The sequence below is a fragment of the Pelagibius sp. 7325 genome (genome assembly GCF_037652055.1).
Classification (GTDB): Bacteria; Pseudomonadota; Alphaproteobacteria; order Kiloniellales; family Kiloniellaceae; genus Pelagibius.
Window position 1 is genome coordinate 153,914 of the sequence record NZ_JBBKAH010000012.1, and the last position, 12,846, is coordinate 166,759.

Below are 12,846 nucleotides of genomic sequence, written 5' to 3' on the forward strand. Positions count from 1 at the left end.
TCCCCTCCATCGGGCCGGCTGATGGAAGCCTATCGTTCTCGCCGATTGTCCGCCCCGGGCGGCGCGGCGGGCCTTAGTCTGCCCGGAAACCCGACCCCTTGGAGGAGCCCCCATGGCGTTTCCCGACCGCAGCCGCATCGTCATCATCGGTGCCGGCATTCATGGCCTTTCGACTGCGCTGCACCTGGCCGCGGCGCTGGACGCCAAGGGTAAGGGCGGCGGCAAGGACGTGCTGGTGATCGACAAGGGCGGCATCGCCGCCGGGGCCAGCGGTATCGCCTGCGGCGTGGTGCGCAACAACTACTTCCAGCCGGCCATGCGCGAGCTCATGGCGCACTCGGTGGCGGTGTGGGAGAGCGATCCCAAGGCCTACAGCTATCATGCCGTGGGCTACATGCAGATCAGCCCGGAGGTGATGCACGAAGACGTCGCCTCGATCTATGCCCAGCAGCAGGCCATCGGCTACGACTCCGTCTTCATCGAGGGCGCCAAGGATTGCGACCTCTACATGAAGGGCCTCTACGACGACTGGCAGGCCAAGGGCATCACCTCGGTGCTGCACGAGAAGAAGGGCGGCTACGCCAACAACACCGCGGCGATCTACGGCCTGGCCGCCAAGGCCGAGGCCAAGGGCGTGCGGATCCTGACCGGCGTCACCGTCACCGGCTTCGAGTTCGGCCACAACTCGGAGGCCATCGCCGCCGTCGAGACCGACAAGGGCCGCATCGCCTGCGACCAGGTGGTGATCGGCACCGGTCCCTGGGTGCGCGACTTCTGGGACATGCTGGAGCTGCCCAAGACCATCGCCGTCAAGGGCCGCGACGGCGCGCTGCATGAGGATGTGCCGATGTGGCGCTACTGGCAGCTGGAGGAGGGCGTGCTGGGCGTCGAGCCGGGCCACCTCACCACCAACGACGGCAGGATGCCCCCCGTGATGCACGTCGACACCGACGCGCCGCTCTACTCGGACGTCGACGGCTCCCTCATCACCGACAAGCTGTGGGGCATCTACTACAAGCCGGATTTCCATTTCAACGGCGTGCAGGGCGGCGCCTCGCCCTACGAGGTCACCACGCCGGTCGACGACGTCGCCATCGACCCTTACGGGCCGTCGTCGCCGGAGTTCGTCTCATCGCCTGAATTCGCCCACATGTGGTGCTCGGCGCTGGCGCACTGCCACAAGCGCTTCGAAGGCAAGATGGGGCTCTACAAGAACGAGCCCTCCGGCGGCATCGGCTGCTTCACGCCGGACTCCTTTCCGGTATTCGATCGCTTCCGCGAGAACGCCTACGTCATCGCGGACTCCAACCACGGCTACAAGATGATCGGCATCGGCAAGCTGGTGGCCGAGGAGATGACGAGCGGCGCCACGCCGGCGCTGCTGAAGCCCTTCCGTTTCGCGCGCTACGCCGAGGGCGACCTGCACCCGGTCTCCCACAGCCCCTTTCCCTGGAGCTGATTGCCGAAACTCTGCAATGACAATCGGCGTGTGGCCGGATCGGCCCTCTCAGGGAATCTCGGCGACCGGCAGGATCTTCAGTGGCGACTGCTTCACTTCGCCGGGGGCGAGGCCGGCCACCCATTCGCATACGGTCATGCCGAGGACTCCGGTAACCGGCCCGTCGGCGCTGTCGGCCAGCGGCAGCAGGACGCGCTCGCCGACCGGCGTGCGATCGGCGGCCAGGTAGACGAGGCCCTTCATGGAGATCGCGGCCGGCTGCTCGATCATCGGCCGCCAGCGTTCTGCCACCACCTCGGCGCCCTGCGGCGGCAGGATATCGGCGAAGGTCAGGCCCTTGAGGTTGCCGCGTCCGAAGACGTCGGAGATCTCCGAGCCGGCGAGGCGGTAGCGAAAGCCTGTGGCCGGATCGTAGTCCATCAGGAAGATGCGGGTCAAAGACCAGGGTATCTCGATGGGATCGATGTCGTCCTTGGCCGGCATGGGCCGGCCGCGGCGCTTGCCGCGCCAGTAGTCGAACAGCCTGCGCAGAGCCGGGTCGCTGACGAAACCGTCGAGTGGCGCCGTCGGCGCTGCTTCGCGCTCGGCCATGGAGACTCCTGTGGGGGCGGCGCCCCCGAGGCTGATGTTGGTCCGACCATAGGCGGATCGCGCGCGCCGGATCAACGAAGAATCGCCGGACGGGCCCTTGGACGGTTGTCCCGGCGCGGGACGGGCGCGTAGCCTGCGCGCGCGGGGTGGCGATTGCGGCCGCTGCCGATGAACAACCGGAGGGTGGGTGATGTTTGTGGTGACGGTGGTTTTCAAGGTGAAGAAGGATGTCGTCGAGGCTTTCCGCAAGGCGGTCCAGCAGCAGGCGAAGAACTCCCTGACGAAGGAAGAGGGCTGCGAGCGCTTCGACGTCTGCTTCGACAGCGACGACCCTCAGGGCGTCTTTCTTTACGAACTCTACGTCGATGCCGCGGCCTTCGAGGCCCATACCCAGACCGACCACTTCAAGAACTTCCGCGAGGTCTCGCAGCCGATGCTGGAAGACCGCGAGGTGAGGTTCTGGTCGCTGCAGAAGGCAGCCTGACGGAGGGCGGCGTGTTGCCCGCCGGCCCAGGCTGTGGCCGGAAGAGGGCAAGTCGGCCGTATCGGGAACCCGGGAATAACCGGCGGCGTTGGATGGTCGTTCTTAGCAGGAGGCCATGCAATGGTAATTCCTTGCTCTTTATCGATTTTCGCAAGGCAGGGCCGCGCCGTCAGGTGCGGCGATGTCTAGTCTCGCATCCCACAGCCAGCCGGACCCGGACGGCGGCCCGACGGCAGGGCCGTCGCTGGCCGACCGGATCAGCTTTGCCGCCTTCGTCGCGGCGCTTCTGTTCCTGGCTTTCCTGGGCGGCGCCTTCGTCATGCTGCTCGACATCTTCCCCGCCCGCCCCCTCAGCGACGCCTACCGCGGCGGCCAGGCCTATATCGCCAAGGCACAGCAATCGCAGGACCCGCTGACCTCGGATTTCTGGCAGCTCGAGCGGCGGCCGGAAACCGGCGTGACGGTGAACGCGCCCGAGGCGCAGCCCGGCTACACCCTTTACACCTCCGGCCATGGCAGCGAGGCCTCGCTGATCGCCCTCGACGGCACCGTGCTGCAGACCTGGAAGCTGCCGTTCAGCGCCATCTGGAACGAGACCTCCCCCGTGAAGAACCCTCAGCGGGACCCCTTCCTGTACTGGCGCAAGGCTCACCTGCTGCCGAACGGCGATCTGCTGGCGCTCTTCGTGGCGACCGGCGACACCCCCTGGGGCTACGGCATGGTGAAGCTGGACAAGGACTCCAACGTCGTCTGGAGCTACCTGGGCCAGACCCACCACGATTTCGACCTCGCGCCCGACGGCCGCATCTTCGGGCTGACCCACCAGATGCGCAACAAGACCTTCGCCAATCACACGCAGCTGACGGTGCCGCGGCTGGACGACTTCCTCGTCGTCCTCGCACCCGACGGCCGGGAGATGAAGAAGGTCTCGATCCTCGACGCCCTGGTGAACTCCGGCTACGACCGCCTCCTGAACCGCGTCGTCTGGTACAACAAGCACGACTTCATCCATACCAACAACGTCGATTACATCGACGCCGAGAAGGCGGCGGCCCTGCCCTTTGCCAAGGAAGGTCAGGTGCTGCTGTCGTTCCGCGACATCGACACCATCGCGGTGCTGGACATCGAGTCCGAACGCATCGTGTGGGCGCGCCGCGGCAGCTGGCTGGCCCAGCACGATCCCGACATCCTGCCCAACGGCCATATCCTGCTGTACGACAATCTGGGCAGCTTCGGGGAGGGCGGACGTACCCGGATCCTGGAGATCGATCCCGTGACCGGCGCCGAGGTGTGGAGCTATGCCGGCAACGGCGAGATCCCCTTCGACAGTGAGGCGCGCGGCGCGCAAGAACGCCAGCCGAACGGTAATACCCTGATCACCGAATCTCACGGCGGGCGCCTGTTCGAGGTGACGCCGGATGGCCGCATCGTCTGGGAGTTTCTCAATCCCGTGCGGGCCTCCAACCCTGCCGACCCCGATGAGGCGATCATCCCCATCGTGTCCTGGGGGCAGCGCATTTCGCCGCAGGCGCTGGACCCGGCGTTCCGGGAAGAGCTGGCGGCAAAAACCAATGACAACAGGAGCTGACATCATGATCCGCAAGCATGCCGCCTTCGCCGGCCTGGTAGCCGCCGGCCTGGTCTTTGCGGCCGGTCCGGCCGCCGCCTACATCGGCCCCGGCGCCGGCCTTTCGCTGCTCGGTGCGCTCTGGGGCGTGGCCGCGGCGGTGGTGGCAGCGCTTCTCTTCCTGCTGCTCTGGCCACTGCGCCGGCTGATGCGCAAGCGTCCCTCGGTGCAGCAGCGCGCCCAGCCGGTCCGCGCGGCGGAGCAGGACCGAAGCCCCGCGCAGGTGCCCCGCTAACTCCCTCCGGTTGCGACGTCACGACGATCCATGGAAGCCATGAACCTCGGCCTGTTCGATCTCGCCGCGCCGCTGCTGTCCTCGCTCGACCAGGGGCTGGCGGCGGTGGTGCCCGCGGCGCCGCGGCTGGCGCTCTGGGGCCTCGTCGCGGCCGCCTTCTCGATGGCGCTCTACGCCGCCCTGTCGCCGCAGCATCGCCTGCGTCGCATCCGCGAGCAGGCCGTGGCGGCACGGCGGGCCCTTGACCACCACGACGGCAGCTTCGCCGAGGCGCGGCCCTTGATGAGGGCGATGTTCGCGACCTCGATGAAGCAACTGGCCCTGGTCCTCGCCCCCGCGGTACTGGCCTCCCTGCCGGTGCTCTTCATGCTTGTCTGGCTGCATGGTGCCTTCGGTTATACCCTGCCGCAGCAGACGCAGGGCGTGGACCTGCGCACCGAGCCCGAGGGTTATGCGGCGGTGCTGCACCAGGACAACTCGAGGACCTATTCCGGTATCACGGTAGAAGAGGCGCCCTCCCTGGTGGTGCGTGACGGGGGCGGGCAGATCGTCGAGGAACGCTCGCTGCATGCGCCGGTCACCTCGCTGCACAAGCGGCAATGGTGGAACGTGTTGATTGCCAATCCCCTGGGCTACATCGCCGACGCCAGCCCCCTGGAAGCCGTCGAGATCGACCTGCCGCGCCGCGAGGTGCTGCCCTTCGGGCCCTGGTGGCTGCGCACCTGGGAGTTCGTCTTCTTCACCACGCTGGTGGCGGCGTCCCTCGTCATCAAGCTGTTCTTCCGGCTGGTATGACCGCGCTCGCCGAAGCTTCCGCGTCATCGGCGGCGCCGTCCCGCTTCGATACCTTCCGGGTGACGCCCTGGGTGCATCACTGCGGCCGCTTCGTGGCGCGCAACCCGCGGCTCTGGGTGCGCCTCGGCAATGCCGAGACTCGGATCAGGGCGGCCGATATCGATCCCATCGCCGTGCGGCAGCCGGTGTTCGTCTGCGGCCTCGCGCGAGCGGGGACCACCATCCTGCTGGAGACGCTGGCCGCGCACCCGGATCTGGCCAGCCACCGCTACCGCGACGATCCCTTCGTCTTCACGCCGATCTTCTGGAACCTCTTTCTCTCCCGCCTGCCGGAGAGCCGGCAGGCACCGGCCGAGCGCGCCCATGCCGACGGCATCGCGGTAACCTCGGAGAGCCCGGAGGCTTTCGAAGAGATGATCTGGATGGCCTTTTTCGAGGGTCTGCATGATCCCGCACGGGGCTCCGGACACAGCGCCGTGCTGGACGCCGCGACCGACTGCCCGGCCTTCGAGGCCTTCCTGCGCGACCATATCCGCAAGCTGCTCTGGGTGCGCGGGCGGCCGCGCTACCTGTCGAAGGCGAATTACGACGTCACCCGCATGGAGTATCTGCTGAAGCTGTTCCCCGACGCGCGCTTCGTGCTGCCGCTGCGCGCGCCGGAGGCGCACATCGCCTCCCTCGCCAAGCAGCATCGCCTGTTCTGCGAGGGCGAGCGGCGGCACCCGCGGGCCCTGCAGCACATGCGCCGCATCGGCCACTTCGAGTTCGGCCTCGACCGCCGGCCGATCGACGTCGGCGACGGTGCCATGCCGGCGATCCTGCAGGCCTTTCGCGACGGCGAGGAGGTCCGCGGCTGGGCGCTCTACTGGGCCAGCCTGCACAACTGGCTGGCCGGGCGCCTGGCGGAAAACGCGGCACTGCGCGGCGCCGTGCAGGTCGTCCGCTTCGAGGATCTCTGCCGCCGCCCCGAGGACGTGCTGCGGCAGGTCTTCCGGCACTGCGGACTGGCCGATCATGACGGCATGATCGCCGCGGCGGCGCGCCGCATCCATGCGCCGACCTACTACCGCCCGGACTTCTCTCCGCAGGACAGCGCCATGATCGCGGCGCTGACGGGTGAGGCGGCGCAGCGCTTCGGCTATCCCCTCTGACCGGCCGGGCCGCGGCCGGCCCGACGGACCTCCCTATCCAAGCCGTGGGTTGCTCTCTGGGCGCCATCGATGGTCGCTTGCGGGCCTGAAAGGGCGCCGGGAGCCGACTATTCCTGGCACGGTCTCCGAAGAACAAGGCGTTAATACAAGGATAGGCTTATGAAATCCCATGCCCAGGTCGTGGTCATCGGCGGCGGTGTCGTCGGCTGCAGCGTGCTCTACCACCTGACCAAGGCCGGCTGGCGCGACGTCGTGCTGCTGGAGCGCAACGAGCTGACCTCGGGCTCGACCTGGCACGCCGCCGGCGGCATGCACACCCTGAACAGCGATCCCAATGTCGCCAGGCTGCAGACCTACACCATCAACCTCTACAAGGAGATCGAAGCGATCTCCGGCCAGTCCTGCAGCATTCACATGCCCGGCGGCCTGATGCTCGCGGATACCCCGGAGTGGCTGGATTTTTTGAAGGTGACCCAGGGCAAGGCGCGGGTGCTGGGCCTGGAGACCGAACTGATCTCCATGGAGGAAGCGAAGGCGCTTCATCCCCTCATCAACGAGAAGCGCTTCCTCGGCGCGCTCCACGATCCGATGGAAGGCCATGTCGATCCCGCCGGCGTGACCCACGCCTACGCCAAGTCGGCGCGCATCGGCGGCGCCGAGATCGAGCGCTTCACCCGCGTCGTCGACCTGCAGCCGCTCGCCGGCGGCGGCTGGGAGGTGATCACCGACAAGGGCGGCATCAAGGCCGAGCACGTGGTGAACTGCGGCGGCCTCTGGGCCCGCGAAGTCGGCCGCATGGTCGGCCTGGAACTGCCGGTGCTGGCCATGGAGCACCACTACCTGATCACCGACGAGATGCCGGAGGTGAGCGGCCGCGGCCAGGAGCTGCCGCACTGCATCGACTTCGGCGCCGAGATCTACATGCGCCAGGAGGGCAAGGGCCTGGTGATGGGCACCTACGAGCGCAACTGCGTGCCGTGGTCGCCCAAGCAGACGCCGTGGGACTTCGGCCACGAGCTGCTGCAGCCCGATCTGGATCGCATCTCCGGCAATCTCGCCATGGCCTTCGACCACTTCCCGGCGCTGGAGACCGCCGGCATCAAGCAGGTCATCAACGGCCCCTTCACCTTCGCGCCCGACGGCAACCCCCTGGTCGGCCCGGTGCGCGGCCTGAAGAACTTCTGGGTGGCTTGCGGCGTCATGGCCGGCTTCAGCCAGGGCGGCGGCGTCGGCCTCGCGCTCTCCAACTGGATGGTCGAGGGCGACCCGGGCTTCGACGTCTTCGCCATGGACGTCGCGCGCTTCGGCGACTACGCGACCATGGCCTACACCAACGCCAAGGTGCGCGAAAACTACGGCCGCCGCTTCCGGATCACCTTCCCGAATGAGGAACTGCCGGCGGCGCGCCCGCTGCGCACCACGGCGATCTACGACCGCCTGAAGAACGAGGAGAACGCCGTGTTCGGCGCGTCCTACGGCATGGAGCACGTCCTGTGGTTCGCGCCCGAGGGCGAGGAGCCCTACGAGACGCCGAGCTACCGCCGCTCCAACGCCTTCGAGCACGCCAAGGCCGAATGCAAGGCGGTGCGCGAGGCGGTGGGCATGACGGAGACGGCGATCTTCGCCAAGTACGAGGTGACCGGGCCGGACGCCGAGAGCTGGCTGTCGCACCTGCTGACCAACCGCATGCCACGTGAAGGCCGCCTGGTGCTGTCGCCCATGCTGAACCCGCAGGGCAAGATCATCGGCGACTTCACCGTCGCCAAGGCGGGGCCGGAGCGTTTCTTCATCTTCGGCTCCGGCATCGCCGAGGATCTGCATATGCGCTGGTTCGAGCAGCACCTGCCGAAAAGCGGCGTGACCCTGCGGTGCCGCAGCCGCGACATGCACGGCTTCATCGTTGCCGGACCGAAGTCGCGCGACCTCCTGGCGCGGCTCACCGACGAGGATGTCTCCAACGAAGGCTTCCCCTTCATGGACTTCCGCCGCATGGACCTCGGCATGGTGCCGGCCTGGGTCGGGCGGATCAACTTCACCGGCGACCTCGGCTACGAGCTCTGGGTGGCGCCCGACGGCCTGCGCCGCCTCTATGACGACCTGCTGGTGGCGGGCAAGGATCTCGGCCTGCGCCAGTTCGGCCTGCGCGCCATCCTTTCCCTGCGCCTGGAGAAGAGCTACGGCACTTGGGCGCGCGAATACCGCCCGATCTATACGGCCGCCGAGGCGGGGCTCGACCGCTTCGTCGACCTGAAGAAGAACGCCTTCATCGGCCGCGACGCCGCGCTGAAGGAAAAGGAGACCGGCCCCAAGCTGCGACTCGTCACCTTCGTCGTCGATGCCGCCGTCGACGAGAAGGGCGCTGCCGACGTGGTGGGCGACGAGCCGGTCTGGCACGACGGCAAGGTGGTCGGCTGGGTGACCTCCGGCGGCTACGCCCACTGGGCCGATTGCTCGGTGGCGATGGGCTACGTGCCGGCGGAACTGGAGACGGCGAACGGCGGCTTCGAGATCGAGATCCTCGGGAACCGCCGCCCGGCGAGGATCCAGCCCGAGCCGCTGTTCGACCCCAAGCGCGAGAGAATGCTGGGGTAGGCGCCGGACTGCCTGCCAGACCGCCCTTGGGCTTTTCGGTTATCTATGGTAGCAGTTAGCTGCGCGCCTGCGGTGTGCGGGCTTGGCGGGAATTGGTATGAGAAACAAGCCATTGGGCGGCCAATTTCTACTGTGAAGCGCTCTTGAAGTCGTGCAGTATGGAATTAGTTTCCGCTATGCGGGAGCAGACCACGTTGAAAGCCTCGGAACAGAGGCGGTGGCAACGATAAAAGTTCGGGGAGGAAAGCAAGGCGGCGCTGCTGGCGAGAGGAGAGGTGCGGTTGTCGGGTCCCGATGGGTCCGACGCTGGGCCTTGGTCCAGAACAGTCCGGCCAGGTCCTTGGGCGGCCGCAGGCGGAGCCGGGCTCCGACGGCCAGAGCGGGCCGGCGCAGGCGCAGTCCACAGAATCCCCGAATTTGGTGACATCGCATGTCAGCGGTTCCGCGATCCCACGCCTGTCGTGGGAGCCGGACCGGGCCGAAACGTGTAGGTTGTGACGGGTTGGAGACGTTCGAGCGTACGGGCAGCCAGAAGCCTTAGCCAAGAGCCTAAGAAAGGCCGGCCCACGAACGGGTGAATAATCTGACGGGTAAACGATCCCTAGGGAGGAAAGCTGTGAAAGACACTACCGAAAACAAGACCTTTTCGCGCCGCAAGCTGCTGAAGGGCGGCGCCATCGCCGCCGGCGCTACGGCGGCCAGCACGCTGGCCGCCCCGGCCGTTGTCGGCCAGAGCGCCACCGTGGTGAAGATGCAGACGTCCTGGCCGTCGTCCGACATCTGGATGGATTTCGCCCGCCAGTACGTCGAGCGCGTGGAGCAGATGTCCGGCGGCCGCCTGAAGATCGACCTGCTGCCGGCCGGCGCCGTGGTCGGCGCCTTCCAGGTGCTGGACGCGGTGAACGACGGCGTGATCGACGCCGCCCACACCGTGCCGGTCTACTGGTACGGCAAGCACAAGGCCGCCTCCCTGTTCGGCACCGGCCCGGTGTTCGGCGGCAGCGCGACCACCATGCTGACGTGGTTCTATGCCGGTGGGGGCCAGGATCTCTACAAGGAGCTGACTCAGGACATTCTCGGCCTCAACGTCTATGGCTTCTACGGCTTCCCGATGCCGGCCCAGCCCTTCGGCTGGTTCAAGAACCCGGTCACCTCGGTGAACGACGTGCAGGGCTTCAAGTACCGCACCGTCGGCCTCGCCGCCGACCTGATGCAGCGGCTCGGCATGAGCGTCGCGCAGCTGCCGGGCGGCGAAATCGTGCCGGCCATGGAGCGCGGCGTGATCGACGCCTTCGAGTTCAACAACCCGTCATCGGACATGCGCTTCGGCGCCCAGGACGTGGCCAAGAACTACATGCTGTCGTCCTACCACCAGGCCTCCGAGTCGTTCGAGTTCCTGTTCAACAAGGACTTCTTCGACGACCTGCCGGAAGACCTCCAGGCCATCCTGAAATACGGTGTCGAGGCGGTCAGCACCTCCAACACGGCGCTGGCGTACGACAACTACTCGGCCGACCTGAAGAAGCTGCAGGAGGAGCACGGGGTTACCGTCCACCGCACCTCCAAGGAGATCCTCGACGCCCAGCTTAAGGCCTGGGATGCGATCATCCCCGAGCTGGAGCAGGACGCCTACATGAAGAAGGTGCTGGACAGCCAGCGCGCCTGGGTGGAGCGGGTCGTGTTCTACGAGCTGATGAACGCGCCGGATTACGCGCTCGCCTACGACCACTACTTCCCGGGCAAGCTGAAGCTGTAAGCTTCGCTTGCGCAGCAGCTGCCGCTCCGGGGTCCGCTTTGGCGGGCCCCGGAGCGCCTTGCTTAGGCACCCTCCCGAGGGTATGACTTCGCCATGATCCGCTACATCAAGTTCGCCGACAGCGTCTCGGCGTGGTTCGGCAAGGCCTTTGCCTGGACCATCTTGGTGATGACCTTCGCCATGTCGTACGAGGTCATCGTCCGCTACCTGTTCAACTCGCCGACATCCTGGTCGCTCGACGTCGCTTTCATCATGTACGGCGCCCTCTTCATGATGGGTGGCGCCTACACGCTGTCGCGCGGCGGCCACGTCCGCGGAGACTTCATCTATCGCCTCTGGCAGCCGCGCACGCAGGCCAAGGTGGAGTTCGTGCTCTACTTCCTGTTCTTCTTCCCGGGCGTGATCGCCTTGATACTCGCCGGCTGGAAGTACGCCTCGCGCTCCTGGGGCTATTTGGAGGTGAGCGTGAACAGCCCGGCCGGCGTGCCGATCTTCCAGCTGAAGGCGGTGATCGTGGCGGCCGGAATCCTGCTCTTGATCCAGGGCATCGCCCAGGTCCTGCGCTGCGTCGTCTGCATGCGCACGAACGAATGGATGCAGGCGGCCGACGACATCGAGGAGACCGAGGTCCTGCTGATGGAGAAGGGGACGCACGACGTCCTCGCCCACGGGTCAGAAGCCATTGATATCGTCTGGCCGCCGAACGGTGGCGGCAGTGAAGGCAGCAAGCGATCATGAGTGATCCCCAAATCGCCCTCTTTATGCTGGGCGTCTTTCTGATCATCATTTTTCTGGGATTCCCGATCGCCTTCACGCTGATGGCCATGGGGATCAGCTTCGGCTACTACGCCTACTTCGACGGTCACCGCATGTGGCGGGCCTACGACCGCGCGGTCGAGAACGGCGCCGACTGGTGGACCCAGGCCGAGCTCTGGGTCGAGGGGCTGTTCAACAACCGAATATTCGACCTCTTCGTCAACCAGACCTATTCGGTGATGACGAACGAGGTGCTCACCGCGGTGCCGCTGTTCCTCTTCATGGGCTACGTGGTGGAGCGCGCCAACATCGTCTCACGCCTGTTCTCCACGCTGAACATCGCCGCGAAGAACATTCCGGGTTCCATGGCGGTGGCGGCGCTGATCACCTGCACCCTCTTTGCCACGGCGACCGGCATCGTCGGCGCGGTGGTGACGCTGATGGGCCTGCTGGCACTGCCTGCGATGCTGAATGCGCGCTACGACAACAGCTTCGCCTCGGGCATCATCTGCGCCGGCGGCACGCTGGGCATCCTCATCCCGCCCTCGATCATGCTGATCGTCTATGCCGCGTCTTCGGGCGTGTCGATCGTGCAGCTCTACGCCGGCGCGCTGCTGCCGGGCCTGCTGCTGTCCGGCCTCTATCTGGTCTACGTGGTCGGGCGCTCGATCCTGCAGCCCAGCGTGGCGCCGAAGCCGACGGCGGACGAGGTACCGGACGTGCCGATGGGCCGGCTGATCTTCATGCTGCTCACCTCGTTCTTCCCGCTGGCCTTCCTCATTCTGGCGGTGCTCGGCGCGATCCTCTTCGGCCTGGCGACGCCGACGGAGGCGGCCTCCATCGGCGCCCTCGGCGGCCTCGTGCTGGCCGTCGCCTACCGGGCGCTGACCTGGAACCGCCTGCGGGAATCGGTCTATCTGACCGTGCGCACGACGGCGATGGTCTGCTGGCTGTTCGTCGGCTCCTGGACCTTCTCCTCGGTGTTCTCCTACCTGGGCGGCGAGACGGTCATCTATGAATTCATTACCGGCCTCGACCTGACGCCGCTGCAGTTCCTGCTGTTGGCTCAGCTCATCATCTTCCTGCTCGGCTGGCCGCTCGAGTGGTCGGAGATCATCATCATCTTCGTGCCGATCTTCCTGCCGCTGCTGCCTTACTTCGGCATCGACCCGCTGTTCTTCGGCATCCTGGTCGCGCTCAATCTGCAGACGTCGTTCCTGACCCCGCCAATGGCGATGTCGGCCTACTATCTGAAGGGAATAGCGCCGCCCCATGTCACGCTGATACAGATCTTCAAGGGTTGCTTCCCTTACCTGATGCTGGTCTTCGTCGCCATGATTGTGCTCTACAACTTCCCGCAGATCGCCTTCTGGCTGCCGCACATGATCTATCGTTGAGGT

At 66.5% G+C, this 12,846-nt stretch carries 11 protein-coding genes; 10 read left to right on the forward strand and 1 reads right to left on the reverse strand.

Annotation, left to right across the window (positions count from 1 at the left end; all coding sequences use genetic code 11):
- Positions 1-112: 112 nt before the first annotated feature.
- Positions 113-1,459: an FAD-binding oxidoreductase gene (locus WDC82_RS22280; protein ID WP_340119619.1), complete on the forward strand. Its 1,347-nt coding sequence runs from the start codon at positions 113-115 to the stop codon at positions 1,457-1,459.
- A gap of 48 nt (positions 1,460-1,507) precedes the next feature.
- Here the strand turns inward: WDC82_RS22280 and WDC82_RS22285 are convergent, their stop codons facing one another.
- The gene (locus WDC82_RS22285) at positions 1,508-2,050 is read right to left on the reverse strand and encodes a PAS domain-containing protein (RefSeq protein WP_340119620.1); all 543 of its coding nucleotides are present in this window, start codon (positions 2,048-2,050) and stop codon (positions 1,508-1,510) included.
- Between the two features lie 190 nt (positions 2,051-2,240).
- On the opposite strand from WDC82_RS22285, the gene WDC82_RS22290 reads away from it, so the two are divergent.
- The 9 genes from WDC82_RS22290 to WDC82_RS22330 all read left to right on the forward strand — a co-directional run bounded on the left by WDC82_RS22290 (position 2,241) and on the right by WDC82_RS22330 (position 12,843).
- The gene (locus WDC82_RS22290) at positions 2,241-2,534 is read left to right on the forward strand and encodes an antibiotic biosynthesis monooxygenase (RefSeq protein WP_340119621.1); all 294 of its coding nucleotides are present in this window, start codon (positions 2,241-2,243) and stop codon (positions 2,532-2,534) included.
- A 181-nt stretch (positions 2,535-2,715) separates the two neighbouring features.
- Positions 2,716-4,122: an arylsulfotransferase family protein gene (locus tag WDC82_RS22295; RefSeq protein ID WP_340119622.1), complete on the forward strand. Its 1,407-nt coding sequence runs from the start codon at positions 2,716-2,718 to the stop codon at positions 4,120-4,122.
- A gap of 4 nt (positions 4,123-4,126) precedes the next feature.
- On the forward strand, positions 4,127-4,396 hold the full coding sequence (locus WDC82_RS22300; RefSeq protein ID WP_340119623.1) for a hypothetical protein: 270 nt from the start codon (positions 4,127-4,129) through the stop codon (positions 4,394-4,396).
- A gap of 30 nt (positions 4,397-4,426) precedes the next feature.
- Positions 4,427-5,191 carry a hypothetical protein gene (locus WDC82_RS22305; protein WP_340119624.1) on the forward strand — a complete coding sequence of 255 codons (765 nt, stop codon included), beginning with the start codon at positions 4,427-4,429 and terminating at the stop codon, positions 5,189-5,191.
- The gene (locus tag WDC82_RS22310; protein ID WP_340119625.1) at positions 5,188-6,342 is read left to right on the forward strand and encodes a sulfotransferase; all 1,155 of its coding nucleotides are present in this window, start codon (positions 5,188-5,190) and stop codon (positions 6,340-6,342) included. Before WDC82_RS22305 ends, WDC82_RS22310 begins: the two co-directional genes overlap by 4 nt.
- A 159-nt stretch (positions 6,343-6,501) precedes the next feature.
- Positions 6,502-8,934: an FAD-dependent oxidoreductase gene (locus WDC82_RS22315; RefSeq protein WP_340119626.1), complete on the forward strand. Its 2,433-nt coding sequence runs from the start codon at positions 6,502-6,504 to the stop codon at positions 8,932-8,934.
- A 616-nt stretch (positions 8,935-9,550) separates the two neighbouring features.
- Positions 9,551-10,690, forward strand: coding sequence for a TRAP transporter substrate-binding protein (locus WDC82_RS22320; protein ID WP_340119627.1), 1,140 nt, complete (start codon positions 9,551-9,553; stop codon positions 10,688-10,690).
- 93 nt (positions 10,691-10,783) lie between these two features.
- Positions 10,784-11,428: a TRAP transporter small permease subunit gene (locus WDC82_RS22325; RefSeq protein WP_340119628.1), complete on the forward strand. Its 645-nt coding sequence runs from the start codon at positions 10,784-10,786 to the stop codon at positions 11,426-11,428.
- Positions 11,425-12,843, forward strand: a complete 1,419-nt coding sequence (locus tag WDC82_RS22330; RefSeq protein ID WP_340119629.1) for a TRAP transporter large permease subunit — start codon at positions 11,425-11,427, stop codon at positions 12,841-12,843. The genes WDC82_RS22325 and WDC82_RS22330 overlap by 4 nt, the downstream gene beginning before the upstream one ends.
- Positions 12,844-12,846 lie beyond the last annotated feature (3 nt).